The following is a 26,481-nucleotide window of genomic DNA, read 5'->3' as shown; positions in this document are numbered from 1 at the left end:
GATGACGACCTCCGTAGAAACCGCCAAGCATTACGTCCCCGAGGATCTGCCCACGCACATCCAGCACTACATCAACGGCGAGTTCGTTGACTCGGTTTCGGGCAAGACGTTCGACGTCCTGGACCCGGTCTCCAACCAGAACTACGCCACCGCCGCCGCCGGGCAGAAGGAAGACATCGACCTCGCTGTCGCTGCAGCACGCGAAGCGTTCGTGAACGGTCCTTGGCCGAAGATGAAGCCCCGCGAGCGTGCCCGGGTGCTGAACAAGATCGCCGACGCCGTCGAGGCGCAGGAAGCCCGCCTGGCCGAACTCGAGACGTTCGATACCGGCCTGCCGATCACCCAGGCCAAGGGCCAGGCCCTCCGCGCTGCCGAGAACTTCCGCTTCTTCGCGGACCTGATCGTCGCCCAGTTCGACGACGCCATGAAGGTCCCGGGCTCGCAGATCAACTACGTCAACCGGAAGCCGATCGGCGTCGCAGGGTTGATTACCCCGTGGAACACCCCGTTCATGCTCGAGTCCTGGAAGCTGGCCCCGGCCCTGGCCACCGGTAACACCGTGGTCCTTAAGCCGGCCGAGTTCACGCCGCTCTCCGCTTCGCTCTGGGCCACGATCTTCAAGGACGCAGGGCTGCCCGATGGCGTGTTCAACCTGGTCAACGGCTTGGGCGAAGAGGCCGGCGATGCGCTGGTGAAGCACCCTGATGTTCCGCTGATTTCCTTTACCGGCGAGACCACCACGGGCCAGACGATTTTCCGCAACGCAGCCGCCAACCTCAAGGGCCTCTCCATGGAGCTCGGAGGCAAGTCCCCGTGCGTCGTGTTCGCCGACGCCGACCTGGACGCCGCCGTGGATTCGGCCCTGTTCGGTGTCTTCTCCCTCAATGGCGAACGCTGCACGGCAGGTTCCCGCATCCTCGTGGAACGCGCGATCTACGACGAATTCTGCGAAAAGTACGCCGCCCGGGCAAAGAACATCGTGGTGGGCGACCCCCACGATCCCAAGACCCAGGTTGGGGCACTGGTCCATCCCGAGCACTACGCCAAAGTCGCTTCCTACGTGGAGATCGGCAAGTCCGAAGGCAAGCTCCTGGCCGGCGGTGGCCGACCCGACCACCTCCCCGAAGGCAACTACATCGCACCCACGGTGTTTGCCGACGTCGCACCTGACGCGCGGATCTTCCAGGAGGAAATCTTCGGTCCCGTCGTGGCCATCACCCCGTTCGAGAACGACGACGAAGCCCTCGCCTTGGCGAACAACACCAAGTACGGCCTGGCGGCCTACATCTGGACGCAGAACCTGACCCGGGCCCACAACTTCTCCCAGAACGTCGAGGCCGGGATGGTGTGGCTCAACAGCCACAACGTCCGCGACCTCCGCACCCCGTTCGGTGGTGTCAAGGCTTCCGGGCTGGGTCACGAGGGCGGCTACCGCTCCATCGACTTCTACACCGACCAGCAGGCCGTCCACATCACCCTCGGCTCAGTCCACACCCCCAAATTCGGCGCCTAGCACCCAACTAGGTCGCATTAGTGCGCGTTTTGAGCCCTCAAAACGGCATCAGCTGCGACCCAGTTGGGTTCCCACAAGAACCCTTTCAACGAAGAGAGACCATCATGAGTAACTTCACCGGCCCTATCCCGACCCCGTCTGTTCCTGCTCCGGACATTGTCCGTTGTGCGTACATGGACATCGTGGTCACCGACTTGGCCAAGTCCCGCGAGTTCTACGTCGATGTCCTCGGGCTGCACGTCACCGAAGAGGACGAGAACGCGATCTACCTGCGCTCCCTGGAGGAGTTCATCCACCACAACCTCGTCCTGCGCAAGGGCCCGGTAGCCGCCGTCGCCGCGTTCGCGTACCGGGTGAAGTCCCCGGCCGAGGTGGACGCCGCCGAGGCCTACTACCGTGAACTCGGTTGCCGGGTGGAGCGCCGCAAGGAAGGCTTCACCAAGGGCGTGGGCGATTCCGTCAGGGTAGAGGACCCGCTGGGCTTCCCGTACGAGTTCTTCTACGATGTGGAGCACGTCGAACGCTTCACCCAGCGCTATGACCTCTACTCCGCCGGTGAACTGGTCCGCCTGGACCACTTCAACCAGGTCACCCCGGACGTCCCGCGCGGCCGGAAGTACCTGGAGGACCTCGGCTTCCGCGTCTCCGAGGACATCAAGGACTCCGACGGCGTCACGTACGCGGCGTGGATGCACCGTAAGCAGACCGTGCACGACACCGCCCTGACCGGCGGCAACGGACCCCGCATGCACCACGTCGCGTTCGCCACGCACGAGAAGCACAACATCATCCAGATCTGCGACAAGATGGGCGCCCTGCGCATCAGCGACAGGATCGAACGCGGACCCGGACGCCACGGTGTGTCCAACGCGTTCTACCTCTACATCCTGGACCCGGACGGGCACCGCATCGAGATCTACACCCAGGACTACTACACCGGTGACCCGGACAACCCCACCATCACCTGGGACGTGCACGACAACCAGCGCCGCGACTGGTGGGGCAACCCCGTGGTCCCGTCCTGGTACACCGAGGCCTCCCTCGTCCTGGACCTGGACGGCAACCCCCAGCCGGTGATCGAACGGGAAGAGAAGTCCGAAATGGCCGTCACCATCGGCGCAGACGGCTTCTCCTACACCAAGCCGACCGAAGACACGGCCGCTGAAGGATTCAAGCTGGGAGCGCAGGTCTAAGCCATGCTGGACGCGAAGACGATCGAAGCCATTGCCGACGAGCTCGTTGAGGCCGGCCGAAACCGCAAGCCGGTGCCGCGCCTGACTGCCCGCTACCCGGAGATGACGGTGGAGGACTCCTACGCCGTGCAGCAGTTGTGGCGGCAACGCAACGAGGAAGCCGGGCGCACGCTGGTGGGGCGGAAGATCGGACTCACGTCCAAGGCCATGCAGGCCGCCACGGGCATCACCGAGCCGGACTACGGGGCCATCTTCGATGACATGGTCTTCGAAACCGGCTGCTCCGTCGATTGGGACAAGTACACCCACCCGCGGGTCGAGGTGGAGCTGGCCTTCGTCCTGAAGGAAGGACTGAAGGGCCCTGGCTGCACCATTTTCGATGTCCTCAACGCCACCGACTACGTGGTTCCGGCCCTCGAGATCCTGGACTCCAGGATCGAAATGGAGGGCCGGACCATCGTGGACACCATCTCGGACAACGCCGCGATGGGTGCCATGGTGATCGGAGGCCGGCCCGTGAAACCCGACGCCGTGGACCTCCGCTGGGTCTCGGCCATCCTGTACAAGAACCAGACCGTCGAGGAAACCGGAGTCGCCGCAGGGGTCCTGGACCACCCCGCCAACGGCGTGCACTGGCTGGCCAACAAAATCGCCGCGCACGGGGACTCGATGAAAGCCGGCGACATCATCCTGGCAGGCTCTTTCACCCGGCCCCTCTGGGTCTACAAGGGCGATACCGTCCACGCCGACTACGGATCGTTGGGAGTCGTGACATGCCACTTCAACTAGGCCCCACGTTCTACCAGTCACTGGACCAAACGGGCAGGCCTCTGGCCGGCATGTGGGTGTGTTCCGGCAGCCCCCTCGTGGCAGAAATCTGCGCCGGGGCTGGCCTCGACTGGATCCTGGTCGACGCCGAACACAGCCCCAATGGCCTCGAATCGATCCTCGCCCAACTCCAGGCCATCCACGGCTACCCCGTCCAGGTCATGGTCCGGCCCCCGGTCAACGACACCGTGGTCATCAAGCAATACCTCGATCTCGGAGTGCAGAACCTGCTCATCCCCATGGTCAACTCAGGCACCGAAGCGGCCGCGGCTGTGGCTGCCGTGAGGTATCCGCCCCACGGCGTGCGCGGGGTCGGGTCCGCGCTGGCCCGCGCCTCGCGCTGGAACCGGGTACCGGACTACCTCGCCGAAGCAACCGGCACCGTGAGCGTCACCGTCCAGATCGAATCCACCGCAGCAGTGGACGCCGTCGAGGAGATCCTGGCCGTCGACGGCGTGGACGGCATCTTCCTCGGCCCCTCCGACCTCGCCGCATCCATGGGCCTGCTGGGACAGCAGGAACACCCGCAAGTGCGTGACGCCGTCGGACACTGCATCAAGGCCGCCACCGCGGCAGGCAAGCCAGCCGGCGTCAACGCCTTCAACCCCGACACCGCCCGCGCATACCTCGACGCCGGAACCTCCTTCGTGCTCGTCGGCGCCGATGTGGCGATGCTCGCGCGGGGGTCTGAAGCCCTTGCATCGCAGTTCGTCCGGCCGTCGGAAGGTGCGGTAAAAGCCAGCTACTGATCTGCGAAAAAGGGACTGTTTTGTCCGCCGCCAAAGGGGTACAACAGTGGTATCAACCTGCGGATTCGGACCCTTTGGGAGCTGTGATGTCGATCCGTCCAGTGCCTCACCCCACGTTTTATGCCGTGCTGGAAAACGAGGCCCGACCCCTGGTGGGCATGTGGGTTTGTTCAGGAAGTCCGCTGGTGGCGGAAATCTGTGCCGGGTCAGGGCTGGACTGGTTGCTGATCGACGCCGAGCACAGTCCCAACGGCATTGAGTCCATCCTGGGGCAGTTGCACAGCGTCAGCGGCTACCCCGTGCAGGTCATGGTCCGGCCGCCGGTCAACGATCCCGTGGTCATCAAGCAGTACCTGGACCTTGGCGTGCAGAACCTGCTGGTGCCCATGGTGAACTCGGCACTGGAGGCAGAAGAAGCGGTGGCCGCCGTCCGGTACCCGCCGCTGGGAATCAGGGGGGTGGGTTCGGCCTTGGCCCGGGCGTCGCGCTGGAACCGCATCCCGGACTACCTTGCCCAGGCCGGTGACACCGTCAGCGTCACGGTCCAGGTGGAGTCCGAGGCCTCGGCAGCCGTGGTGGAGGACATCCTGGCAGTGGATGGCGTGGACGGCATCTTCCTGGGTCCGTCGGACCTGGCCGCTTCCATGGGTCTGCTGGGACAGCAGGAACACGCTTTGGTGCGTGCCGTCGTCGAGCATTGCCTGGCCGCCGCCCAGATGGCCGGCAAGCCTGCCGGCGTGAACGCCTTCAACGAGGACATCGCGCGGGCCTATCTCGACGCCGGTGCCTCCTTTGCGCTGGTGGGTGCGGACGTTGCGGTGCTGGCCAGGGCCTCGGACGCGTTTGCCGAGCGGTACATCCACTCCAAGCGACCTGTGCGTTCGGCCGACGAACCGGTGGCCGAAACCCTGGACCGCGCCGGCTGACCTGGCCCGCGCCGGCTGACCTGGACCGCGCCGGCGCCCCCAACTAGGTCGCAGTTGTGCGCGTTTTCACGGCTCTAAACGTGCACAAATGCGACCTAGTTGGGTGTTGCGGGAGTGTCCTTCCGGGCCATGTACCACTCCGTGAATTCGCGGGCACGGCCGTCCTCGGCGAACCGGATGACCCACAGATTGTCATAGGTGGGCTGGCCATTGAGGTAGGTGGTGAGTCCCTGCACGAAAGCGGTGTCCCCGTCCCGGCCCAGGAGCGTCCATTCAAACGTCCAGTCCCCGGATGCGTCCGAGGAATCGCCGGACCACTCCTTCACGATTGCCTCGTGTCCGTGCCAGGCCTCCTGGTCATGGGGCCGGGTGTTGTAGACGGCGTCCTCGGTGAAGAGGGCCTTGATGTCGCCGGGCTGGTTTGAGTTCCACGCCCGCACGTACTGGTTCATCCACGAATTCACATCGCTCATCACTCTGTTCTACCGGTGAACCCGCCAGGGGACAACGGTTGTCAGGCGGATCGGGTCAACCCCCGGATGGAGCGGCGGATGTGGTCCGGGGTCAGGCCGGTGAGGGACGCGAGTTCCAGATCGTCGCAGGTTTGTGCCCTCGCCGCCGCAACGATCAGCGCCTCCCGGCGTTCCGTTACCTGCCCGCGGTGACTTTCGGCGGCCTTCAACTCATCGCTCTTGGCCTTCAGCGCTTCCAGCAGGGCCTGGCGGGGGAGGCCACTGACCTGCAGGTCGTCATAAGCCAAAGCGATGGTCCGGACGGTGCGGAGGTTCTCGCCGGTCACGGCTGCGATGGTGGCCACGGTGAGCCCGTCTTCCACGGCTTGGGCGATCAAGTCATTTCTGGCAGCCGTCAAGGTCCTGATGGAGCTGGCTGCGTGGGAGAGGAGTTGCCGGTGCACACCCAAGGCGTGGGCCAGTTTCGCGTGCTCGGCGTCCGCGGTCGAGGAAGTGCGCGCAGGAGCGCCGGCGCGGTAGGTGTAGCGCCCAGTGGCGGACCGGCCTTGGGCGGTAGCTGGAGCCAAAGCTGGCATGAAATCCCTTTCGAACGCTCGACGGCGGTGGGCCGGGACAGCCGTCAACGTCGCCGCCGCGGCGCTGTAGTCAGCTGTTCCAACCACTCGAATCTAGGCAGCGTTCACCCGCCCGTGGAAATACCAATACCGCGTGAACCCATAAGCAAAGTGCATGGATACGGCCTGATTCAGGCGCAGAGCTCCGTGTCTAAGCATGAAGCGCTCCGAAAGCAACCGGCGTCATAAGCGTCCCTTATGAATCCACGCACATTAGGTCTTATCCAGAGCCCTCCGCCAGTACCTAGTCTCGAACAAAGGGATCCGCGAATCCGCGCGTCCCGAGTTCCACATCCCTGGAGGAGACATGTCCGAGTTCCTGCCGGCGTCGAGGGTTACCCGCATCAAGGCCTCAGCCAGCGTCGCCGCGGCCGCCCGCGTGCGCGAACTGAAAGCCGAAGGCATTCCGATCATCGACCTGACTGTCGGCGAGCCGGACTTCGACACCCCGGACCACATCAAAGAAGCAGCATTCGCTGCGATCAGAGACGGTGAGACCAAGTACACCTCGGTCACCGGAACTCCTGAACTGCAAAGCGCGATCCTCAACAAGGTCGAGCGGGACACCGGACACGGTTACGGAGCCAACCAGCTGACCATCGGCGGCGGCGCCAAGCAGGTCCTGTATGTGGCGCTCATGGCCTCGCTCAACGAAGGCGACGAAGTGATTGTCCCGGCGCCCTACTGGGTGTCCTACCCGGACATGGTCCTGGCCAACGACGGCACCCCGGTGATCGTCCCCTGCGGTGAGGAAACCGGCTTCAAGCTCACTCCTGAGGCCCTCAAGCAAGCCATCACCCCCAAAACCAAGTGGCTGATCCTCAACGCGCCGTCCAACCCGACCGGTGCCGTGTACTCCCGCGAGGAACTTCAGGCCCTCGGCGAGGTGCTGGAGGAAAACCCGCACGTCTTCGTCCTCACCGATGAGATTTACGACGAGGTGTACTTCGGCGAAGGCCGCGTCACCAGCCTGGTCACCGCCGCCCCGGCGTTGAAGGACCGGATCCTGCTGGTCAACGGTGTCTCCAAGGCCTACGCCATGACCGGTTGGCGCCTCGGATACGGCGTCGGACCGGCTCCGTTGATCGCAGCCATGAACAAGCTGCAGTCGCAGACCTCGTCCTGCCCATCGTCGATCAGCCAGGCTGCCGCGGCAGCCGCACTGAACGGTGACCAGTCCTTCGTCCGCGACAGCGTGGAGGTGTACCGCAAGCGCCGCGATGCCGCCGTCGAGGGTTTGAATGCCATCAGCGGCCTGTCCGTCGCGCCCGCAGAGGGCGCGTTCTACGCCTACGTGAACTGCTCCGGCGTGATCGGCAAGACCGCGCCGGACGGCCGGGTGATCGAGAACGACCAGGACTTCACCCTTTACCTCCTCGACGCCGCGCGCGTCGCTGTCATCCAGGGTTCGGCCTACGGCCTGGGCCCCTACTTCCGGATCTCCTTCGCCACCTCGCTGGAGACCATCAACGCCGGCGTGGACGCTGTCCGCGATGCCGTCAACGCACTCAACTAGAAGGAACCCGAAAATGATCCATGTCAAGACCAAATTCGAGCGCCCGGACGCCGACGTCGTCGCACGCCTCGCCAAGTTCTCCTCGGCCACGATCCACGAAGCACAAGGCCGCCGCGGCGCTCTGAGCTCCAAAATCAAGCCGATCGACCGCTCCATGTCCTTCTGTGGTCCGGCTGTCACCGTGGCTTGCGCTCCGCAGGACAACCTCATGCTCCAGGTCGCCATCCACTATGCACAGGCCGGCGACGTGGTCCTGGTCGGTGCGCAGGAAATGGCCGAGGCCGGAACGTTCGGCGACGTCCTGGGCAACGCCATGAAGGCCAAGGGCATCGCGGCCATGGTCACCGATTCCGGCGTCCGCGACACCCAGGACCTGATCGAACTCGGGCTGCCCGTCTTCTCCGGCAGCGTCAGCATCAAGGGCACGGTCAAGGAAACGCTCGGCCCGATCAACCATCCGATCGTTTTCGGCGACGAGATCATCTACCCGGGCGACATCCTGCGCGGCGACGCTGACGGCGTCGTAGTGGTCCGCCGCGAAGAAGCCGAGGAAGTCATCGCGCTCTCCCAGGCCCGCGACGACCACGAGCGCGAGCTCATCAAGCTCTACCACGACGGCGGCAACACCATCGAGCTGTGCGGCCTCACGGAGAAGCTCAAGCAGAAGGGCCTCCTTGTGGAGGACTAGTCTTTCCGCTGAGGGGCCGGCCACTGTTGTGGCCGGCCCTTTGGCGTGGGTCTCAGGGAGTCCGGGGCACAAGAAAGGCGCCGTGCCCGAGTCTTGGGGGCAGGGCGCCTTCAGCGCGGTGCAGCTGTGGTTGGCGTACGACGGCGGGTGGCTGGCGTCTGTGCCTGGCGTACTGGTCAGTCGAGGCCGGAATGGCCGGGCCGGGTGTCCACCAGGTGCCATTCGATGCTGTTCCCGGCGTGAGCCGGCATGAGGCTTCCTTCAAAGACGAACAACGGCTCGCCGATACCGCCAATGGGCCGCCAGAACCCATTCTTTGGGCAGTGAAATCCGGTTCGTGCTGTGACAGTTCCGCGGGTTGGATTCGAAACCCATCCGGAGGTGCTGATCTTTTTCACCGTTTTGTCCTTTGAACAGGCCCGCAGTCTTCCGTGGGCTGTATTTCGAATTTCTTCTTAATTCGATAATAGGAAACTAAAACGGCTTTGAATAAGACCAAAGCTGTCTGTCCGGATAAGACTTTGTTATGGATGTGCGGGCAGCTGCACGGGGTCTGTTCCGTACTTGGAGATCAGCTGCTGGTGGAGCATCTCCTTGACCACCAGAAGGACGGCGGAGGCTGCCTCGGACAGGGGCTCGTGGTCCGGTGTGCAGAGGGCGATCTTGCTTTGCAGGGCAGGCTCCACGATCCGCAGTACCTTGAATTCCTGGTCCGGGAAGAGGGCGTCCGCTGCCGACTTGGGCAGTACCGTCCCGCCAAGGTTCGCCCGGATCAGCCTGGTCAGGGAGGGGACAGATTCCACTTCACCCACGAGCTTGAGCGGCAGGTCCTGGTCGTCCAAGCCCTTCTCGATCAGTTGCCGGAGTGTGTGGTTCTTCTCCGGGAGGAACAGGCCCACGGTGCTCGCTTCGGCCAAGGTAATGGTGTCCCTGCCGGGGCTGAGGCGGGCCACCTCAGCTTCCGGGTGAACCACCAGGTGCAGATCTTCGACGATCATGGTGGTGAACTGCACGCCCCGGATTTTGCCGGGTTCATAGATCAATGCCATGTCCAGGCGCCCATTCTTGATGGCTTCGCTGAGGACACCGCCGAAAATCTCGGTCAGATGGACCACGATGTCCGGGTAGCGCCTGCCCACTTCGCTGATGATCCTGGGGGTCAGGCTGGAAGCCATGCTGTAAGGGGCGATCGCGATGGATACCCGTCCTGACGGTGCAGCCCCGGAGGTTGCCACGTCCTGCCGGGCCTGTTCAACCAGGCGGAGGATCGACTGGGCGTGGCGGTACAGCGTGTGTCCGGCTGCGGTGGGTTCAACCCCCTGCTTGCTGCGGATCAGCAACCGCTGCTTGAGGTCGTTTTCCAGGGCGGACACCTGCTGGCTCAGGGCCGGCTGTGCAACGTGAAGGGCTGCAGCGGCCTTGGTGATGCTTCCTGAGTCGACGATTTGGACGAAGTAGGAGAGCTTTCGTGTGTCCATGGATCTACCTTTCTGGTTGTTCAAATATAGACGCACCCGCACTCGCTGGGAGCCGCGCCACAGCACCGGGTGGCGCAGGTCATAACGGAGAGCTATCACGGGATAGCGATTAGGTCTTTGTGCAAGGCAGTTGGCGGGTGCGAGACTTCTGGAAGAACCTTAGGCGAAGTTTTGAAGCATCAGGACAGCAGCCACTTTCCGGGAATTCCCATCATCAACCCTGATGGTCTGCGGCATTTTTCGGAATTTCATAAGAATTACCCACGGAAAGAGAACCACGTGAACCCGATGATTGATCTTGTAGCGGATCTCGGAGAGGGATTTGGCGCCTACACCATTGGTGACGATTCCGAACTCCTGGAGATCGTCTCAAGCGCCAATATCGCGTGCGGGTTCCACGCCGGTGACCCGGACATCATGGCAAACACTGTTGCTGAATGCGCCCGCCGCGGTGTGGGCATTGGAGCCCACCCAAGTTTCCCGGACCTCCGTGGCTTCGGACGCAGGGACATGGGTTTGAGCGCCGGCGAAGTCCAGAACGATGTCCTCTACCAGTTGGGCGCCTTGAACAGCTTCGCTGCCTTCCACGGCACCAAGGTCACGCACCTCGCACCCCATGGCCGGCTCGGTAACCTCGTGGCCGTTCGCGCCGACTACGCCAAGGCTGTGGCCGAGGCGGCAGCCCGCGTGGACAACGAACTCATCGTGGTGGCCCAGGAAGGCGAACTGGCTGCGGCCGCACGCACCGCAGGGCTGGACGTGGCCATCGTGGGGATTGTGGACCGCGCCTACCAGGAAGACGGCACGCTGGTTCCCCGCAGCCAGCCCGGCGCTGTCCTGCACGATCCTGCCGAGATCGTCGAGCGGACCCTTCGCATGGTGGTCGAGGGCAAGCTTCGCTGCGCCAACGGCGTGGACATTGTTATCGACGTTGACACGGTCCTCCTGCACGGAGACAACCCGGGCGCTGTCGAACTGGCCCGCCTGATCCGGTCCGAGCTGATCGCAGCCGGTGTCCGCATTGCACCCCTGGCCGAGGTCATGGACGCCAAGAGGAAGGCGGCCTGACATGACCGTCCTGACAGTGGCTCCCACCGAGATCTACGAATCGGGTGATTCGGCGCTCCGGGTGGTCGCAATCTCGGAAACCAGCGAAGACAACTGGCTGACCGTCCACCGCCTGGCCGGCTGGCTCGAAGAGTGCGGTGCCGAGGGCCTCCACGCCGCGGTTCCCACTTACGATTCCGTGCTCGTGGAGTTCGACCCCGTGATGGTTACCGCGGGCCAGATGCGCGCGTTCGTGAAACTTGGCTTGGGCGAGCTCGGCCGTTCGGCCGGAAGCAGCTCAGCACCCCGTGAGTTCGACGTTCCCGTGGTCTACGGGGGCGAGTATGGGCCGGACCTGGAAAAGGTTGCCGCATTCCAGGGAATCTCCATGGAGGATGTGATCCGCCTCCACACGGAGAAGACCTACACCATCCGTTGCCTTGGCGCACCCGCGGGTTCCCCCATGATGGACGGTCCTGCATTTCCCAAGCCTGTACCGCGGTTGAAGGACCCCCGGCTGAGCGTACCGGCAGGTGCGGTATCCGTAGCTGGCCGCCAGGCTGTCATCGCTCCGGCCAAGGCTCCCGGTGGTTGGTGCGTCATCGGCCAGACTCCTCTGTCCGTCCTCAACATCCGCCGCGAACCGCTGGTCCCCTATCAGCCTGGAGATATCGTGCGCTTCCGGCAGATCGGCGCCGCCGACTTCCACACGTTGGCTGGACTGGAACTGGAAGCGCAGGCGCAGTCATGAACGGCCGGATCCTGATCCATCAGCCGGGAAACTCTGTCGTCACCGACCTGGGGCGCTTCCGGGGACCCCGGTTCGGGCTCCCCGTGAACGGCGCCCTGGACCAATACTCAGCCAGGGCAGCCAACATCCTTGCCGGAAACCTGGACAACGAACCCCTGATCGAAATCACTGCCCTGGACTTCCGCATGACGGCTACCCAGGACATCCTGATCGCGGTGACGGGCGCTCCCTTGACCCTCACGGTCGGTGGACGAACCGTCAGCCAATGGGAACCGGTATCGGTCCGGGCCGGCGAATCCGTTTCCCTCCGGGGCATCCACCGCGGACTGCGGGCCTACCTCGCCATCCACGGATCCGTGGAGGCGGATACGCTCCTGGACAGCGTTGCTCCGGACACCGTGGTCGGATTCGGACTGCAGCTCAAGGAAGGAACCACGCTCACCACCCGTCGCAGCGTGGGTCCCGTGCGGCAGCCGTACTTCGACCTTCCACTTTTCCGGCTGGGCCTCGAACGCCCCAGCATGGGTTCAGACCTGTCGGTCGACGTGACCGACGGACCGGACGTCGCTGAGTTTGGCGCATCCGGTGAATTGCTCTTCACCTCGGAGTACACCGTCAGCGGCCGCAGCAACCACATTGGCCTGCGGCTCGGCGGTGAACTTCCGGAAAGAACCTCAAGCAGTGAGGTCCTTTCCCGCGGAGTACCAGTGGGCGCCGTCGAGGTTCCCTCCAGGGAAGAGTTGCTGGTACTGCACCGGGGACGCGGCGTCACCGCCGGGTATCCCGTGCTGGCAGTGGTCACCAGCACCGGACTGGATGTCCTGGCCCAGGCGCGGCCAGGGGACAAAGTCCGTTTTCGGAAAACCACAGTGGCAGAAGCAACTGCCGCCCACCGGCGCTCGCGGGCCCAACTTGAAACACTCCGCGAATCCGTCAACACCGTCTTCGGACTCCTCGGCATCGGATGCCGTCCCCAGTGGCAGGACCTACCAGTTGCGGCATGCAGCTAAAAAACCTGTCGTCATACCTAGTAGGCGTTGCTACGCTCATTTCAGTAAGGAAAAGTCATGACCGCAAGCACCAATGCTGCCCCGGAGCAGCATGAGCGGCTCACGAGCCGCCAAACCCGCAAGGTTGTCACCGCAGGTTGTGTTGGCATCTTCGTGGAGCTGTACGACAACGGCATCTTCGCCTTCATGGCGGGAACACTGGCCCTCGTCTTCCTGGCCCCCGGCAACCCGGACAACGCGCTCCTCTTTGTGTTCGCCGGTTACGCGGTCTCGTTCTTTGTCCGTCCCCTCGGCGCGATCGTCTGCGGTTACCTCGGCGATAAGATAGGCAGGCAAAAGCTACTGGTCTTCGTGATCATGCTGATCAGCGTCGCCACCGCCGGTATCGGCCTGCTTCCTCCATATGCGGCCATTGGCATCGCCGCGCCGATCCTGCTGGTGCTCCTCCGCCTGGTCCAGGGCTTCTCCGTGGGCGGCGAAGCTGCCGGCGCCATGACCTTCTTGGCCGAACACGCCCCTGAGGGCAAGCGTGGCGTCATCACCTCTTTCGCGCAGATCGCGTCCTTCGCCGCACTCCTCACCGGTACCCTGGTTGCCTTCGCAATGTCGCCATGGCTCACCCAGGCTGCCATCGACGGCGGCGGTTTCGGTTCCTTCGCCTGGCGCATCCCGTTCCTCGTGGCCATCCCCATGGGCATCATCGGCTGGTACATCCGCAAAGCCATCAGCGACACCCCCAATTTCGAAAAGCTCAAGGAAGAGGGCGGACTCTCCAAGAACCCGCTCAAGGAAGCCCTCGCCAGCCCGGTCCACCGCCGCGCCATGCTGCTGGCCCTCTTCATCCCGCTGATGAACGGCTCCGGCTACTACGTCCTCTTCTCCTACATGCCCACGTTCCTCAAGGGCAAGCAGCTGAACTTCACCATCGGCGAGGCACTGCTGGTCACCGCCTGCAGCCTGGTGGTCATCTGCATCGCCATCCCATTCATGGGTGCACTCTCCGACCGCCTGGGCCGCAAGAAGGTGATCGCCGGATCAGCAATCGGAATGGCCGTCCTGGGCATCCCGTCCTACGCACTGATCGCTACCGGTGACATGGGCCTGGCCATCCTGGGTGCCTGCATCATGGCCGTGATCTTCGCCGGACACACCGCCGTCATCCACATCCTGCTCGTGGAACTGTTCCCCACCCGGGTCCGCTACTCCGCCTACGGCGTCGGCTACAACATCTCCTCGGCACTGTTTGGCGGCACCGCCCCGCTGCTCATGACCTGGCTCATCAGCAGCACCGGCAACATCTACATGCCGGCGTTCTACGCAGTCGTCACGGCCTTGGGCACCCTCATCGCCGTCAGCACCGTCAAGGACCGCGCCCACGAACCACTGCGCGACGCCTAGCAATAACCATCCGGCGGGCGCCGTCATCGATGGCGCCCGCCCCTCCCACTTTTGGAGAACCAATGTCCTTTTCTGACTACACCACCGCCCTGGTCACCGGAGCTTCCACCGGTATGGGAGCGGCAATCGCCGAACGCCTCGCCAAGCGCGGGTTGACCGTTCACGCTGTGGCCCGCAACGGCGAGCGCCTGGCCGAACTGGCCGACCGCACCGGAGCAGTCCCGCACGTGGTGGACCTGACCGACACGGCCGCACTGGCCGGCGTCGTGGGTGACCTCAAGGTGGACGTCCTGGTGAACTGTGCCGGTGTCTCGCGGCCAGGCAACATCCTGGACTCTTCGGAGCAGGACATCGACGAACTGGTGGACGTGAACCTCCGCGGCCTGCTGCAGCTGACGCGTCTGGTGCTGCCCGGCATGGTGGAACGCGACCTCGGGCACGTCATCAACATCAGTTCGATCGCCGGCGTGTACAACTTCTACGGGCACACGGTTTACCACGCCACCAAGGCCGCCGTGCACCAGATCTCCCGCCAGTTGCGCAACGACACCGTGGGCAAGCGGATCCGCGTTACCGAAATCTGCCCCGGCCGCGTGGAGACTGAGATCTTCGGCCGTAACATGGGCGGCACGCCGGAAGCCATGGAAGAAGCGTGGAAGACCTACTACGAAGGCTACGAGTCCCTCACCACTGATGACATCGTCAACGCCCTCGATTACGCCATTGAAACCCCGCGCCACGTCAACGTGGGCATGCTCGAACTGATGCCGACCTTCCAGGTTCCCGGCGGACTGACGTTCGACCGGCGCTGACGCCCTTCCGGTTCAGCGCCCCACAGGTTCCGGCGGCACTCACTCCCGCTGCCGGAAAACATAGGCCGGCGGCCGCGGTTTCCGCGGCCGCCGGCACCCGTTTAAGCATGATTGCAAGTGCTGCAGTTGCCGGAAACCCACGACGGCGGGTGGTTTAGTCGTCGTCGCGGGTTTTGGTCAGGTGGTGGGTGGGGATGCGGTCCCGGTCATACGTGATTTCTGTGTAGCCGTGGGGCTGCGGGCGCCCGTCGGGGCCCAGGTTCACGAACACGATCTCCTCAATCGTGAGGATGCTTTGGCGTGTGATCATGTTGCGGACTTCGGCCCGCATGGTCAGCGATGTGCGCCCGAACTTCTTGGCGGTCAGGCCCATCTCGATCAAGTCGCCTTGCACAGCCGAGCTCACAAAGTTGATTTCGGAGATGTACTTGGTCACGGCGCGGCCATTGCCCAACTGCAGGATGGCGTAGATCGCGGCTTCCTCGTCAATCCACTTCAGCAGGCTGCCACCGAAGAGCGTGCCGTTGGCGTTGAGGTCTTCGGGCCGCACCCATTTGCGGGTGCGGAAGGTGATGTCTGCTTTTTCCATGATCCGAGATTATCGAACCGTCCCCCGTGCCGCCTAAGCCATGGCGGTATGCGAAGCACTGTGCGAGTCGATGCGCTTGGAGTAGCAGTACGAGCCGCTGGCGCCAACGTAAGGGCCAAAGTTGGGAATCTCGGAGAACCCGGCGCTGACGTAGAAACTCCGGCCGTCGGACTGGGCCGACCCGGCTTCTGCCGCAATCACGCTGAATCCCCGTGAATGAGCCTGCGCCTCGAGTGCAGCCAGGATGGAGCTGGCCACTCCCGACCCGCGGGCGTAGGGGACCACATAGAGGCGCTTGACCTCTGCGGTGTTCTCGTCGAGCATCCTCAGTCCACCGCACCCCAGAGGTTGTCCCGAGCACTTTTCGTAGGCCACGACGAACACTGCCGTGTCCGCTTCAGACGGCGGCGGACCGGCTTCGTGGTCGGTGGTGCCGAAACGCGAGTCCAGTTCCGCCTGCTGTGCGGCCCGAAGATCTGCGCCAACCGGGTTCGCCCAGGTGACCTGCCGGATATTGAGCCGTGGGTTGGTCTGCATCAATGCCTCGTTTCGCTTCCGTACCGCTGAGGTGTTTATGCCTCTTAAGCCTAGGAAACGGCGGTTACCGTGGTGTTTCCTGCTCGTAAGCGTCCGGAGAAATGCTGGCTACTGCCGTGTCTGCTGCATGTCTGCAGGGCTTGATGGCCCACACCTACAGGGCGTCGCCGGTCGGGTCCTCGGCCGTGCGGTCTGCAAGGGCCGGGCCACCCACGGGAACCTGGTCCCAGTGCACTACGTGCCAGCCGAAGGCAGGATCGCCTTCCAGGGCAACAACGCCCGTGTTGGGCAGCATGTGTGATTCCGCGAAACCGGTGCCGATGTCCGTTGCGCGCAGCCCGGCCCAGCACCGGATAGCGGCACCATGGCTCACTATTGCCGCAGTTGCATGTCCGGCGGCGGCTACCTTTTCCACAGAGGCATCGAACCGGGCAAAGAAGTCATGCCCGGTGAACCCGCCCGGCATCCGGGCTTCAAGGTCGCCTGCGGTCCAGGAGAACACGGTGTGCATGTAGCGGAGGTGTGATTCGTGGTCGGTCTTCTTCTCAAGAGTTCCGGCTTCGATCTCGTGGACACCATCCAGGATGACCGGTTCCAGCCCGGTGGCCTTTGCCAGCGGCAGGGCCGTGCGCTGGGTCCGCACCAGCGTGGACGCGTACAGCGCCTCGATGGTTTCTCCGGCCAACGCGCGGGGGAGGGCGTCAGCCTGGCGCTCACCGAGCTCCGTCAGTCCGGGGCCGGGGAATGCCGTATCCAGTTGGCCTGCGACGTTGCCCGGTGTTTGTCCATGCCTGATCAACAGGAGCCTCATAAACGCTCCGCTCCTTCTCTGGTAGCTGACGTGTTTCCAGAAACCGCGCCTGGCCTTAGGGCGGTTCCTTGGTTCTTTGGTTCCTTGGTCCAGCCTAGACGCAGCGACTGGGAATCTTCGCCAGAGCGCAGCCCTGGGCAGCAATGACGCGGTGGAGACGGGCGGGTGTTGGCTCCGGGGCGCGGGGCTGTGGCGCGGCTGTGTGGTGCGGCTGTGTGGTGCGGATGGCTAGCGCGGCTTGGTGGCGCGGCTGGGTAGCGCGGCTTGGTGGCGCGGCTGGATTGACAGACAACGACGGCGGGCCGTGTGGCGCGGCTGTGTGGCGCGGCTGGATTGATAGACAACGACGGCGGGCCGTGTGGCGGGGCTGTGTGGCGCGGCTGGATTGACAGACAACGACGGCGGGCCGTGTGGCGGGGCTGTGGCGCGGCTCCGTGGTCGGACAACGACGGCGGGCTGGGTTTGCCCCGCCCGCCGCCGTGTGCGTTTGTGCTGCAGCTCTGGAATTACTGAAGGTGGTCTACGAGCTTTTCCGCAATGCCCGTGTACTTCCCGGGGGTGAGTGCCAGGAGGCGTGCTTCAGCTTCGGGGGACAGACCCAGGCCTTGGACGAATTCCTGCATACGCGCGGCGTCTACGCGCTGTCCGCGGGTGAGGTCCTTCAGGCGTTCGTAGGGGTTCTCCATGCCTTCCACTCCGGCAATGGCCTCTGCCCGCATCACCATTTGGATGGCTTCACCCAGAACCTCCCAGTTTGTGTCCAGGTCGCCGGCCAGGACGTCCTCGGCAACGTCCAGAGCCTTCAGGCCCTTGGCGACGTTGGAGATGGCCAGCAGGGAGTGCCCGAAAGCCACGCCGATGTTGCGCTGCGATGAAGAGTCCGTGAGGTCGCGCTGCCAACGGGAAGTAACCAGAGTGGCGGCGAGCGTGTCCAGTAGGCCGTTGGAGATTTCGAGGTTGGCTTCGGCGTTCTCGAAGCGGATGGGGTTGACCTTGTGAGGCATGGTGGACGAACCGGTAGCGCCGGCCACAGGGATCTGCCGGAAGTAGCCAATCGAGATGTAGCTCCAGATGTCCGTGCAGACGTTGTGCAGGATGCGGTTGAAACGGGCGATGTCCGCGTAGAGCTCCGCCTGCCAGTCGTGGCTTTCGATCTGGGTGGTGAGCGGGTTCCAGGTAAGTCCGAGTCCCTCCACGAAGGACTTGGCCACGGACTCCCAATCCGCGCCGGGTACCGCTGCCACGTGGGCGGCGTAGGTTCCGGTGGCGCCGTTGATCTTGCCGAGGTACTCGGTCTTGGCGATGCGGACCAGCTGGCGGTTCAGGCGGTGCGCGATGACCGCCAGTTCCTTGCCGAGCGTGGTGGGCGTAGCGGGCTGGCCGTGGGTGCGGGACAGCATGGGGACGGAACGGTTGGCCTCGGCCATCGCCTGGATCTGCTGGACCAATGCGGTGGCATTGGGAAGCCACACGTCCTCCACCGCGCCCTTGATGCCGACTGCGTAGGAAAGGTTGTTGATGTCCTCGGACGTGCAACCGAAGTGGACCATGGCCGTCAGGTTTTCGATGCCGATGGCCGGCAGTCGACGCCCGATGTAGTACTCCACGGCCTTGACGTCGTGGACGGTGACGGCCTCGATCTCGGCGAGCTCATTGACGGAAGCGGCGTCGAAGCCTGTGACGATGGCGCGCAGTTTGGCGACTTGGTCGTCGGTGAGGGGACCGGCGCCCGGAAGCACTGAGTGGCTGGTCAGGTGGATCAGCCACTCGACCTCGACATGAACACGATCGCGGTTAAGGGCAGCCTCGGACAAGTAGTCGACGAGGGGCGCGACGGCGGCACGGTAGCGGCCGTCGAGGGCGCCAAGGGCGAGAGGTTCAGAAGCGAGGGAAACGCGGGGGGATTCAGCCATGGTGCCTATTCTTTCATGTTCCAAGCGAGGCCCTGAGTCGGTGACAAGCCGTATGTGGAAACCCCTCCGCGTTTTCCACATAGGCGACGCGCTCGCTTCCACCCCGCTCCGCGGCTCCGTACCGTCGAACTCACCGATCCGAATAACAAACCACGGAGTACACAGACATGAGCGTCGGCTTGATGCCCGCAGCCAACCCGCCCACCTTCGACCCCCTTGAGTGCGCGTCCCGCAGCCACGAAGTCCAACGACTGGCCTGGCGCATCAAGCGCTGCGTGGATCAGACGGACCAAGTGCTTGCAACCCTGCGGCGGACGCAATTGGAAAGTTGGCAGTCCCCGGCCGGGCGCGCGTACCGGACCACCATTGCATTGCACGCTTCGGCGGTGATGCGCACCCGGGAGTCCTTGGACACGGCTGCAGGATTGATCCTCCGGCACTCGCACAATGTAGCTGTCTCGGGGCAAAAGGTGAGTAATGGCTGATTCGGCACCGGTGGGGGCCGGCTCCCCGCCCCTTCCCTCTCCGCCCCTTCCAGATGGTTCCTTGACGATCCGCGGAGGGCTCGGCGGGATTTCCTTCCAGTTCGAGGAACTGTTGCGTGGCGTAGCCCAGCTGGATGACCTGGTCCAGCAACTCAAAGGCGTAGAGGACGAAGCTCGTCGCGTCCAGGACGAACTGGCCGGGTCCCTTTATGAGTCTTATGCAACGGGGTGTGACGCTATCAATGCGGTAGCCGAAAGCGGAAAGGAAGCCGGCCGCGTCCGCAGGGAACTGGAAGCTGTAGCCGAGGGTGTAAGGCAGGGACACCGCGACTACGAGCGTGCCGAGGCCCGCAACGCAGCCCTGGGGGATTTCGGCCCGGAACAGTTCGGGCTGTCCGTGACGGCCCGGACCCTGAGCCGGGACATGACGGAGAACGTCATAGGAAGTGCTCTTCCGTCCGGCATGGGTGCCGGGGATATCTTGCGGAGTCTCGTGGGTTCGCCGTTCATGAAGGGAGTCCAACCGCGCCCAGTGCACGCTGAAAGCTTGGGCGAATCGGTGGAGCCGGTGGACCCGTCCATGGCTGCGAGCATGCGCCGGCTTCAATCCCTGCACGCCCGGGGTGACGGCGAAATCGAGGTCATTCAGTTCGATAACAATGGAACTGCAGCCTGGATGGTCCTCATTCCAGGCACGCAGCCCGATTCACCCAGCAGCAACCCGTTCGATATTGCCGGCATTGGAGAAGCTCTCGGTTACGACTCCGAGCAGGTAGTTCCCGCTGTTGCCCAGGCCCTGCGGCAGGCAGGGGCTGAAGCCGGTGATCCAGTGGTGGCAGTGGGCCATAGCCAGGGTGGAGCACATGCGATGAACCTCAGCCAGAACAAGGCCTTCCTCAGCGAGTTCGACCTCAAGTATGTACTGACTGCGGGAGCCCCGACAGGAGGCATCACACCGGGGCAAGGAATCAGCAGCATGCACCTGGAGCATGTCCAGGACTGGGTGCCAGGCAGCGATGGGCGTATCCCCGCGGATACCAAGGACAGGGTGACGGTCACGCTGACGAATCCTGTGCAGACACCCAAGGGGGAGGACCCGGGGTTGGGGCCAGGTCATGACCTTGAAAACTATGCTGAAGGCGCCGAATTGATCGCTGCCAGCCACGACCCATCGCTCGCGGCGTCCAGCGCTGCCTTCACTGCCGCTGTCGGATCCGGGGGTACCGCCAAGGTGACCCGCTTCAAGCTGGAGCGGGAACCATTGCGGGATCCCCGGGCGGCGCTGCGCGATCCGCACCTGCCGGATTCCAAGCCGGCCATCGGTGAACGATGAACCAGGTGAGTCCCTGCTCGGCAGCGGTCGTTCCCCCGGCGCGGGATTCCTTTCTTGCCCTCGGGAGTTTGCCTGTGTTGATATCGCGCGGGCTCGGCATCCACTCCACCCACGGACCCTACCCCCGGGCGAGCAGGTTATCAGCGTTTGCGGGCACCCGGGATCAGTCCGGCCACCAAGCTGATGATGCTGATGATGATCGAGGCAAGAATGGCAGTCCAGAAGAACGAGTCGATAGTCAGATGCACCGGGGTGAAACTGCTCAACCATGCCGTCAGGTACAGCATTCCGGCATTGATGACGATCGTGAAAAGACCCAGTGTCAGAATCGTCACGGGAAGGGACAGGAACTTCACCAATGGGCGGACGAAAGCGTTGACCACACCAAAAATCAAGCCGATGAAGAGGTATGCCAGCACAATGCCTGCGGTGTCAGCGCTTTCCGTCAGGCCGGCATTGGCAGCTACCTGCTCCGTGGCGGACGTTGTGATCTCCAGTCCATCCAGCAGCCAACTGGCAACCCACAGGGCCAGACCGTTGATGAGGACGCGAATGATGAATGAACCCATGGGCCAATGCTGTCATATGGACCTGTTAAACAGCCCGGGAACAACCCGATGCGGGCAAGTAGTCTTGAACCCATGACTACTACTGACAACGCACCGGAGGGCGTACTCCCTCGGCCGGTCGTGGACAGGCTCCCCAAGTATGCTGCCGGCAAACCTCCGGCAGCAATTGAGGGCCTCACCAGCTACAAACTGTCGTCGAATGAAAACCCCCTGCCGCCGATTCCTGCAGTGTTGCAGGCCATCGCCGACCAGTCGGACGTCAACCGCTACCCCGACCCCCTGGCTACCAAGCTGCGCACTGCTCTGGCAGAATTCCTGGATGTTCCCGCTGACGATGTCGTCACCGGTGCCGGAAGCCTGGGCGCGCTTAACCAAATCCTCGCAACATTCGCCGGGCAGAATGACGACGGCAAGCAGGACGAGGTGATTTATGCCTGGCGTTCCTTCGAGGCCTATCCGATCTGCGTCGGACTTGCAGGGGCCGCGAGTGTGCAGGTCCCACTGCTCCCGGACGGGCGCCATGACCTGGAGGCCATGGCCGCTTCAGTGACGGCGCGTACCAAGGTCATCCTCCTGTGCACGCCGAACAACCCCACCGGCCCCATCCTCACTGCAGAGGAAACAGAACGTTTCATCCAGTCGGTGCCGCCCAATGTCGTGGTGGTGATCGACGAGGCCTACCAGGAATTCGTTCGTGACCAAGCTGCCGTGGACGGCATCAAGCTTTACCGCAAATACCCCAACGTGGTGGTGCTCAGGACCTTCTCCAAGGCCCACGGTTTGGCCGGACTCCGGGTCGGCTACAGTGTTTCGGGCCCGTTGCTCACCCAGCACCTTCGGGTAACCGCCACGCCTTTTGCTGTTTCCCAAATCGCGGAACGCGCCGCAATTACGTCTCTGGAGAATTTCGATCAAGTTGTCGAAAGGGTACAAAGCCTGGTTGACGAGCGGGACCGTGTGACTGCGGGCCTGCGAGGCCTCGGATGGTTCGTGCCGGAGGCGCAAGGGAACTTCGTCTGGTTGAATCTGGGCGAGAACAGTGGCGAATTCGCGGCCCTCGCGGCGGAACAGGCCTTGTCAGTCAGGGCCTTCGGGAATGAGGGTGTCCGGGTCAGCATCGGCGAGGTCGAAGCCAACACCCGGTTCCTCAAGTTATGTGCGGGTTATACAAAGGCACCCGCGGGTTCCTAGCGGTTAACAAATGCGCCTACGGTACTTACTACGGATAAAGTAAGGACCGAAAGCCAATGTATATGCCCATTCAGGAATGCATTCCTGAATGGGCATATATCCCAGCGACAGACATTGCACGGCATCCGCCGCGGCAAGCAAGGAGACGGAATGGGCTCGACACAACTGCCCCCTGGGGCCTATGACACTCTGGCGGCTACCTCAGCAGCGGTAGCTGCGTCCGGGGAATCCGTGGAGATGGTCCAGTTGCTCGGCCCCGACGGGACGCTGGGCAGCGACCCCGTGTTCTCCGACTACGCCAAGCGGATCGACCCTGAGAAGCTGCGGACCTTCTACGCTGACATGGCGCGGATCCGTCGCTTCGACCAGGAAGCCACTGCCCTGCAGCGGCAGGGTGAGCTGGCGCTCTGGGTACCCCTGACCGGCCAGGAAGCCGCACAGATTGGTTCCGGGCACGCGAGCCAGGCGCAGGACTACATCTTCCCCACCTACCGAGAGCACGGCGTCGCGTTGGTACGGAACGTGGACCTCGCGGAACTGCTGCGCCAGTTCCGGGGCATCTCCAACGGCGGATGGGATCCCCGCCAGAACAACTTCCACCTGTACACGCTGGTGCTTGCGGCCCAGACACTCCACGCGGTCGGGTACGCCATGGGGATCCAGCGTGACCAGAAAATGGCCCGGGACTCCACCGATCCCAAGGCGGCTGTCATCGCCTACTTCGGTGACGGCGCCAGTTCGGAGGGCGATGTCCATGAGTCCATGGTCTTCGCAGCCTCCTACGACGCCCCGGTGGTGTTCTTCTGCCAGAACAACCACTGGGCCATCTCTGTGCCCACTGAAGTACAGACGAAGGTGCCGCTGGCCAATCGTGCCAAAGGCTACGGTTTCCCCGGAATCCGGGTGGACGGCAACGATGTCATCGCCGTCCACGGCGTTACCGAGTGGGCGCTGGAGCATGCCCGCGAGGGTCGGGGCCCGGTCCTCATCGAGGCTTACACTTACCGGCTCGGGGCGCATACCACCGCCGACGACCCCACCAAGTACCGCGAATCGGCCGAGGAAGCCGCATGGCGTGCAAAGGACCCCCTGGATCGCCTTGAGAAGTACCTCCGGTCCGAGGGCCTCGCGGACGAGGCGTTCTTCGAGCAGGTCAAGGTGGACGGCGACGAGCTCGCGAAGTACGTCCGCGAAACCACGCATGGCCTCGAAGTGCCGGACATCCGGGACGCATTTGCCAATGTCTACGCCGAGCAGCACCCCCTGATCGCCGAAGAACTAGCGTGGTTCGAGGAATATTCCGCAGGATTTGAAGGCGAAGAGGAGGCATCCAACTGATGGCAACCATGACCATAGCCAAGGCCATCAACGAGGGCCTTCGCGCGTCACTGAAGAACAACCCCAAGTCGCTGCTCATGGGTGAGGACATCGGCCACCTTGGAGGTGTTTACCGGGTTACTGACGGCCTCATCAAGGAGTTCGGCGAAGACCGCGTGGTGGACAGCCCCCTGGCTGAGTCCGGCATTGTCGGTACCGCCATTGGCCTGGCCTTGCGGGGCTACTCGCCCGTCTGCGAGATCCAGTTCGACGGATTCGTGTTCCCGTCGTTCAACCAAATCACCACACAGCTCGCCAAGATCCATGCCCGCAGCCACGGCCAACTGACGGTACCCGTGGTCATCCGTATCCCGTACGGCGGCGGCATCGGTTCCGTGGAGCACCACTCGGAGTCGCCGGAAGCATTGTTCGCCCACACGGCCGGCCTCCGTATCATTTCGCCTTCCAATGCCCACGATGCCTACTGGATGATCCAGAAAGCCGTCGAGTGCACGGACCCGGTGATCTTCTTCGAACCCAAGCGCAGGTACTGGCTCAAGGGTGAGGTGGATGTGGAGAACGCGGGACTCTCCGAAGATCCTTTCAAGGCCCACGTGATCCGTCAGGGGACAGATGCAACCATCGTGGCCTACGGCCCGCTGGTTCCCGTCGCACTGGCTGCGGCCAACGCCGCCGCTGAAGACGGACGAAGCATCGAGGTCATTGACCTCCGTTCGATTTCGCCGCTGGACTTCGACACCGTGGAAGCCTCCGTCAAAAAGACCGGACGGCTGATCGTCGCCCATGAGGCTCCCACGTTCGGTGGTATCGGCGGCGAGATCGCTGCCCGTATCGGTGAGAGGGCCTTCCTGCACCTGGAAGCCCCGGTGATCCGCGTCGGTGGCTTCCATATGCCATACCCCGTGGCGAAGGTCGAGGAAGATTACTTGCCGGACATCGACAAGATCCTCGAAGCCCTCGACCGCTCCCTGGCCTACTAACCCGCCCTGATCCAGCCCGCTACTGCAGGGCGCACGGAAACCGAGGACCACTGTGACTGTAAAGAAATTCAACCTTCCGGACGTTGGCGAAGGCCTGACCGAAGCCGAGGTCGTGGCTTGGAAGGTCAAGCCCGGCGACACGGTCGCGATCAATGATGTCCTGTGCGAGATTGAGACGGCCAAGTCCCTCGTCGAGCTGCCTTCTCCGTTTGCGGGCACGGTAACCGAGTTGCTGGTTGAAGAAGGCATCACTGTGGAAGTGGGCACGCCCATCGTGGCGGTCTCCGATAACCAGCCAGGTGACTCCCCGGCGGTCGCCCCGGACAACACGGCCCAGCAGGCGCCAGCTGCCGACGCCGAGGAAAGCTTCACGCCGATCCACGGCACTTTGTCCGCTGACGACTCCGCGGCGCCGACCTACGGCAAGCTTCCCGCCGACTCAGGGGATGCCCTCGCCGGCGGACCCTTGGTGGGCTCCGGTCCAAAGGCCGACGCCGTGAAGCGCCGCCCGCGCAAACGTCCGGTTGCGTCGCCGGTCGCCCCGGTTCATGTCGACGAAAACGCTGAAGGGACAGTCCAGGACAACCAGGCTGTCCTCGAAGCCGAAGCAGCCCGGACGCCGGCGCCTCACCGACCGCACGGAACTCCCGCCGTCGTCCGTCCTGCGGCCCCGGCCGCTGCGACCCCCGCCGGTGCGACGGCCCCGGAAGGTGCGGCCACGGGGACAGCCCCGGCCAGGGTGACGGCCCCGGAAGGTGCCGCCACGGTAACCGCTCCCGTTCCCCCCGCCTCCAGGGGCGCTGCCATCAGCGGCACCATCAGCGGGCTGGTCAACAAGGTCCTGGCCAAGCCCCCGGTACGCAAGTTTGCCCGGGACCTGGGAATCGACCTGGCAGACGTCGTGGCTACCGGTGAACGTGGGGAAGTGACCCGCGAGGACCTGGTCAGCTACCAGGCGCAGCGCGACGCCGAACTGGACAAGGCAGACACCTTCTGGGGAGCTTCCAAGAAGCCGCAGGAGCAACGGATCGAGCGTGTGCCGGTCAAGGGCGTGCGGAAGGCGACGGCCAAAGCCATGGTCGATTCGGCGTTCACTGCACCGCACGTGAGCATCTTCGTGGACGTCGATGCCAGCCGCACCATGGAGTTCGTCAAGCGCCTCAAGGCCTCCCGTGATTTCGAAGGCATCAAGGTCTCCCCGCTGCTCATTCTGGCCAAAGCCGTGATTTGGGCGGCCGCCCGCAACCCCAGCGTCAACGCAACCTGGGTAGAGGACGCGGACGGCAAGGGTGGCGCAGAGATCCAGATCAAGCACTTCATGAACCTTGGGATAGCGGCCGCTACCCCGCGCGGGCTCATGGTTCCCAACATCAAGGACGCGCAGGACCTCTCGCTCAAAGAGCTGGCACTTGCCCTGAATGAGCTGGCTACCAAGGCCAGGGCCGGCAAAACCCAGCCGGCGGAGATGCAGGGCGGGAGCCTGACCATCACCAACATCGGTGCCCTGGGCATCGATACCGGGACGCCGATCATCAACCCGGGCGAGGTGGCCATCATTGCGTTTGGCACCATCAAGCAGAAGCCCTGGGTCCTGGACGGAGAGGTCATTCCGCGGTGGATCACCACGCTGGGCGGCTCCTTTGACCACCGGGTAGTGGACGGGGACCTGTCAGCCCGCTTCATGGCGGATGTCGCCGCGATTCTCGAAGAACCGGCGCTGTTGCTTGATTGATCCGCAG

The 26,481-nt window shown here is 63.7% G+C and carries 26 protein-coding genes; 18 read left to right on the top strand and 8 right to left on the bottom strand.

The features are described from left to right. Position 1 precedes the first annotated feature (1 nt). The 5 genes from hpaE (at position 2) to ACPFL9_RS19735 (ending at position 5,209) form a co-directional block, all read left to right on the top strand. A complete protein-coding gene (hpaE, locus tag ACPFL9_RS19755) occupies positions 2-1,513 on the top strand; it encodes a 5-carboxymethyl-2-hydroxymuconate semialdehyde dehydrogenase (RefSeq protein ID WP_426004723.1) in 1,512 nt (503 codons plus the stop codon). Positions 1,514-1,617: 104 nt separating this feature from the next. After that, a complete protein-coding gene (hpaD, locus tag ACPFL9_RS19750; RefSeq protein ID WP_426004722.1) occupies positions 1,618-2,706 on the top strand; it encodes a 3,4-dihydroxyphenylacetate 2,3-dioxygenase in 1,089 nt (362 codons plus the stop codon). A 3-nt stretch (positions 2,707-2,709) separates the two neighbouring features. Next, complete coding sequence (gene hpaH / locus ACPFL9_RS19745) at positions 2,710-3,495, top strand: 2-oxo-hept-4-ene-1,7-dioate hydratase (protein ID WP_426004721.1); 786 nt, start codon at positions 2,710-2,712, stop codon at positions 3,493-3,495. Then, a complete protein-coding gene (locus ACPFL9_RS19740; RefSeq protein WP_426004719.1) occupies positions 3,480-4,283 on the top strand; it encodes an HpcH/HpaI aldolase family protein in 804 nt (267 codons plus the stop codon). The genes hpaH and ACPFL9_RS19740 overlap by 16 nt, the downstream gene beginning before the upstream one ends. Before the next feature lie 86 nt (positions 4,284-4,369). Then, complete coding sequence (locus ACPFL9_RS19735) at positions 4,370-5,209, top strand: HpcH/HpaI aldolase family protein (RefSeq protein ID WP_426004717.1); 840 nt, start codon at positions 4,370-4,372, stop codon at positions 5,207-5,209. Between the two features lie 95 nt (positions 5,210-5,304). Here the strand turns inward: ACPFL9_RS19735 and ACPFL9_RS19730 are convergent, their stop codons facing one another. Next, on the bottom strand, positions 5,305-5,682 hold the full coding sequence (locus ACPFL9_RS19730) for a nuclear transport factor 2 family protein (protein ID WP_426004715.1): 378 nt from the start codon (positions 5,680-5,682) through the stop codon (positions 5,305-5,307). Between the two features lie 41 nt (positions 5,683-5,723). Then, positions 5,724-6,344, bottom strand: a complete 621-nt coding sequence (locus ACPFL9_RS19725; protein ID WP_426004714.1) for a hypothetical protein — start codon at positions 6,342-6,344, stop codon at positions 5,724-5,726. A gap of 259 nt (positions 6,345-6,603) precedes the next feature. Here ACPFL9_RS19725 and ACPFL9_RS19720 point away from each other — a divergent pair, with 259 nt between their 5' ends. Continuing rightward, positions 6,604-7,812: an aspartate transaminase gene (locus ACPFL9_RS19720; protein WP_426004713.1), complete on the top strand. Its 1,209-nt coding sequence runs from the start codon at positions 6,604-6,606 to the stop codon at positions 7,810-7,812. Positions 7,813-7,825: 13 nt separating this feature from the next. After that, entirely contained in the window at positions 7,826-8,500 is a 675-nt protein-coding gene (locus ACPFL9_RS19715; protein ID WP_426004712.1) for a 4-carboxy-4-hydroxy-2-oxoadipate aldolase/oxaloacetate decarboxylase, read from the top strand. Positions 8,501-9,024: 524 nt separating this feature from the next. Here ACPFL9_RS19715 and ACPFL9_RS19710 read toward each other — a convergent pair. After that, positions 9,025-9,978 carry a LysR substrate-binding domain-containing protein gene (locus tag ACPFL9_RS19710; protein WP_426004711.1) on the bottom strand — a complete coding sequence of 318 codons (954 nt, stop codon included), beginning with the start codon at positions 9,976-9,978 and terminating at the stop codon, positions 9,025-9,027. 279 nt (positions 9,979-10,257) lie between these two features. On the opposite strand from ACPFL9_RS19710, the gene ACPFL9_RS19705 reads away from it, so the two are divergent. The 5 genes from ACPFL9_RS19705 (at position 10,258) to ACPFL9_RS19685 (ending at position 14,996) form a co-directional block, all read left to right on the top strand. Beyond that, positions 10,258-11,046, top strand: coding sequence for a LamB/YcsF family protein (locus tag ACPFL9_RS19705; RefSeq protein ID WP_426004710.1), 789 nt, complete (start codon positions 10,258-10,260; stop codon positions 11,044-11,046). Position 11,047: 1 nt separating this feature from the next. After that, positions 11,048-11,776 (top strand): 5-oxoprolinase subunit B family protein, encoded by a 729-nt coding sequence (locus ACPFL9_RS19700; protein WP_426004708.1) that lies wholly within the window; start codon positions 11,048-11,050, stop codon positions 11,774-11,776. Then, entirely contained in the window at positions 11,773-12,786 is a 1,014-nt protein-coding gene (locus tag ACPFL9_RS19695) for a biotin-dependent carboxyltransferase family protein (RefSeq protein WP_426004707.1), read from the top strand. Before ACPFL9_RS19700 ends, ACPFL9_RS19695 begins: the two co-directional genes overlap by 4 nt. A gap of 57 nt (positions 12,787-12,843) precedes the next feature. Then, positions 12,844-14,184, top strand: coding sequence for an MFS transporter (locus ACPFL9_RS19690; protein ID WP_426004705.1), 1,341 nt, complete (start codon positions 12,844-12,846; stop codon positions 14,182-14,184). Positions 14,185-14,246: 62 nt separating this feature from the next. Then, complete coding sequence (locus tag ACPFL9_RS19685) at positions 14,247-14,996, top strand: SDR family oxidoreductase (RefSeq protein WP_426004704.1); 750 nt, start codon at positions 14,247-14,249, stop codon at positions 14,994-14,996. A gap of 154 nt (positions 14,997-15,150) precedes the next feature. Here ACPFL9_RS19685 and ACPFL9_RS19680 read toward each other — a convergent pair whose 3' ends face one another. From ACPFL9_RS19680 to purB, 4 genes are all read right to left on the bottom strand, one after another. Beyond that, a complete protein-coding gene (locus tag ACPFL9_RS19680) occupies positions 15,151-15,585 on the bottom strand; it encodes an acyl-CoA thioesterase (protein WP_426004703.1) in 435 nt (144 codons plus the stop codon). 33 nt (positions 15,586-15,618) lie between these two features. Next, the gene (locus ACPFL9_RS19675) at positions 15,619-16,122 is read right to left on the bottom strand and encodes a GNAT family N-acetyltransferase (protein ID WP_426004701.1); all 504 of its coding nucleotides are present in this window, start codon (positions 16,120-16,122) and stop codon (positions 15,619-15,621) included. Positions 16,123-16,276: 154 nt separating this feature from the next. Beyond that, the gene (locus tag ACPFL9_RS19670) at positions 16,277-16,933 is read right to left on the bottom strand and encodes a histidine phosphatase family protein (RefSeq protein ID WP_426004699.1); all 657 of its coding nucleotides are present in this window, start codon (positions 16,931-16,933) and stop codon (positions 16,277-16,279) included. 506 nt (positions 16,934-17,439) lie between these two features. Then, positions 17,440-18,846, bottom strand: coding sequence for an adenylosuccinate lyase (purB, locus tag ACPFL9_RS19665; protein ID WP_426004697.1), 1,407 nt, complete (start codon positions 18,844-18,846; stop codon positions 17,440-17,442). A 167-nt stretch (positions 18,847-19,013) separates the two neighbouring features. Here purB and ACPFL9_RS19660 point away from each other — a divergent pair, with 167 nt between their 5' ends. Both ACPFL9_RS19660 and ACPFL9_RS19655 read left to right on the top strand, forming a co-directional pair. Beyond that, entirely contained in the window at positions 19,014-19,331 is a 318-nt protein-coding gene (locus tag ACPFL9_RS19660) for a hypothetical protein (protein ID WP_426004696.1), read from the top strand. Next, positions 19,324-20,664, top strand: coding sequence for a hypothetical protein (locus ACPFL9_RS19655; RefSeq protein ID WP_426004694.1), 1,341 nt, complete (start codon positions 19,324-19,326; stop codon positions 20,662-20,664). Before ACPFL9_RS19660 ends, ACPFL9_RS19655 begins: the two co-directional genes overlap by 8 nt. Before the next feature lie 140 nt (positions 20,665-20,804). On the opposite strand, the gene ACPFL9_RS19650 is transcribed toward ACPFL9_RS19655, so the two are convergent. Beyond that, positions 20,805-21,233 (bottom strand): phage holin family protein, encoded by a 429-nt coding sequence (locus ACPFL9_RS19650; protein ID WP_426004692.1) that lies wholly within the window; start codon positions 21,231-21,233, stop codon positions 20,805-20,807. 72 nt (positions 21,234-21,305) lie between these two features. On the opposite strand from ACPFL9_RS19650, the gene ACPFL9_RS19645 reads away from it, so the two are divergent. The 4 genes from ACPFL9_RS19645 to ACPFL9_RS19630 all read left to right on the top strand — a co-directional run bounded on the left by ACPFL9_RS19645 (position 21,306) and on the right by ACPFL9_RS19630 (position 26,474). Next, positions 21,306-22,424 (top strand): histidinol-phosphate transaminase, encoded by a 1,119-nt coding sequence (locus ACPFL9_RS19645; protein ID WP_426004690.1) that lies wholly within the window; start codon positions 21,306-21,308, stop codon positions 22,422-22,424. Between the two features lie 150 nt (positions 22,425-22,574). After that, positions 22,575-23,762 (top strand): pyruvate dehydrogenase (acetyl-transferring) E1 component subunit alpha, encoded by a 1,188-nt coding sequence (gene pdhA, locus ACPFL9_RS19640; RefSeq protein WP_426004689.1) that lies wholly within the window; start codon positions 22,575-22,577, stop codon positions 23,760-23,762. Further along, positions 23,762-24,742: an alpha-ketoacid dehydrogenase subunit beta gene (locus ACPFL9_RS19635; RefSeq protein ID WP_426004687.1), complete on the top strand. Its 981-nt coding sequence runs from the start codon at positions 23,762-23,764 to the stop codon at positions 24,740-24,742. Before pdhA ends, ACPFL9_RS19635 begins: the two co-directional genes overlap by 1 nt. A gap of 52 nt (positions 24,743-24,794) precedes the next feature. Beyond that, complete coding sequence (locus ACPFL9_RS19630) at positions 24,795-26,474, top strand: 2-oxo acid dehydrogenase subunit E2 (RefSeq protein ID WP_426004686.1); 1,680 nt, start codon at positions 24,795-24,797, stop codon at positions 26,472-26,474. Positions 26,475-26,481 lie beyond the last annotated feature (7 nt).

It is taken from the genome of Paenarthrobacter sp. NyZ202 (genome assembly GCF_049860755.1).
GTDB lineage: Bacteria > Actinomycetota > Actinomycetes > Actinomycetales > Micrococcaceae > Arthrobacter.
The sequence above is the reverse complement of the archived record's forward strand: the minus strand, read 5'-3'. Positions and strand labels throughout refer to the sequence as shown.

What these genes read in the sequence shown, in the direction of transcription:
- hpaE (WP_426004723.1), top strand. Translation starts at nt 2, where the DNA reads ATGACGACCTCCGTAGAAACCGCCAAGCATTACGTCCCCGAGGATCTG.
- hpaD (WP_426004722.1), top strand. Translation starts at nt 1,618, where the DNA reads ATGAGTAACTTCACCGGCCCTATCCCGACCCCGTCTGTTCCTGCTCCG.
- hpaH (WP_426004721.1), top strand. Translation starts at nt 2,710, where the DNA reads ATGCTGGACGCGAAGACGATCGAAGCCATTGCCGACGAGCTCGTTGAG.
- ACPFL9_RS19740 (WP_426004719.1), top strand. Translation starts at nt 3,480, where the DNA reads ATGCCACTTCAACTAGGCCCCACGTTCTACCAGTCACTGGACCAAACG.
- ACPFL9_RS19735 (WP_426004717.1), top strand. Translation starts at nt 4,370, where the DNA reads ATGTCGATCCGTCCAGTGCCTCACCCCACGTTTTATGCCGTGCTGGAA.
- ACPFL9_RS19730 (WP_426004715.1), bottom strand. Translation starts at nt 5,682, where the DNA reads ATGAGCGATGTGAATTCGTGGATGAACCAGTACGTGCGGGCGTGGAAC.
- ACPFL9_RS19720 (WP_426004713.1), top strand. Translation starts at nt 6,604, where the DNA reads ATGTCCGAGTTCCTGCCGGCGTCGAGGGTTACCCGCATCAAGGCCTCA.
- ACPFL9_RS19715 (WP_426004712.1), top strand. Translation starts at nt 7,826, where the DNA reads ATGATCCATGTCAAGACCAAATTCGAGCGCCCGGACGCCGACGTCGTC.
- ACPFL9_RS19710 (WP_426004711.1), bottom strand. Translation starts at nt 9,978, where the DNA reads ATGGACACACGAAAGCTCTCCTACTTCGTCCAAATCGTCGACTCAGGA.
- ACPFL9_RS19700 (WP_426004708.1), top strand. Translation starts at nt 11,048, where the DNA reads ATGACCGTCCTGACAGTGGCTCCCACCGAGATCTACGAATCGGGTGAT.
- ACPFL9_RS19695 (WP_426004707.1), top strand. Translation starts at nt 11,773, where the DNA reads ATGAACGGCCGGATCCTGATCCATCAGCCGGGAAACTCTGTCGTCACC.
- ACPFL9_RS19690 (WP_426004705.1), top strand. Translation starts at nt 12,844, where the DNA reads ATGACCGCAAGCACCAATGCTGCCCCGGAGCAGCATGAGCGGCTCACG.
- ACPFL9_RS19685 (WP_426004704.1), top strand. Translation starts at nt 14,247, where the DNA reads ATGTCCTTTTCTGACTACACCACCGCCCTGGTCACCGGAGCTTCCACC.
- ACPFL9_RS19680 (WP_426004703.1), bottom strand. Translation starts at nt 15,585, where the DNA reads ATGGAAAAAGCAGACATCACCTTCCGCACCCGCAAATGGGTGCGGCCC.
- ACPFL9_RS19675 (WP_426004701.1), bottom strand. Translation starts at nt 16,122, where the DNA reads ATGCAGACCAACCCACGGCTCAATATCCGGCAGGTCACCTGGGCGAAC.
- ACPFL9_RS19670 (WP_426004699.1), bottom strand. Translation starts at nt 16,933, where the DNA reads ATGAGGCTCCTGTTGATCAGGCATGGACAAACACCGGGCAACGTCGCA.
- purB (WP_426004697.1), bottom strand. Translation starts at nt 18,846, where the DNA reads ATGGCTGAATCCCCCCGCGTTTCCCTCGCTTCTGAACCTCTCGCCCTT.
- ACPFL9_RS19660 (WP_426004696.1), top strand. Translation starts at nt 19,014, where the DNA reads ATGAGCGTCGGCTTGATGCCCGCAGCCAACCCGCCCACCTTCGACCCC.
- ACPFL9_RS19655 (WP_426004694.1), top strand. Translation starts at nt 19,324, where the DNA reads ATGGCTGATTCGGCACCGGTGGGGGCCGGCTCCCCGCCCCTTCCCTCT.
- ACPFL9_RS19650 (WP_426004692.1), bottom strand. Translation starts at nt 21,233, where the DNA reads ATGGGTTCATTCATCATTCGCGTCCTCATCAACGGTCTGGCCCTGTGG.
- ACPFL9_RS19645 (WP_426004690.1), top strand. Translation starts at nt 21,306, where the DNA reads ATGACTACTACTGACAACGCACCGGAGGGCGTACTCCCTCGGCCGGTC.
- pdhA (WP_426004689.1), top strand. Translation starts at nt 22,575, where the DNA reads ATGGGCTCGACACAACTGCCCCCTGGGGCCTATGACACTCTGGCGGCT.
- ACPFL9_RS19635 (WP_426004687.1), top strand. Translation starts at nt 23,762, where the DNA reads ATGGCAACCATGACCATAGCCAAGGCCATCAACGAGGGCCTTCGCGCG.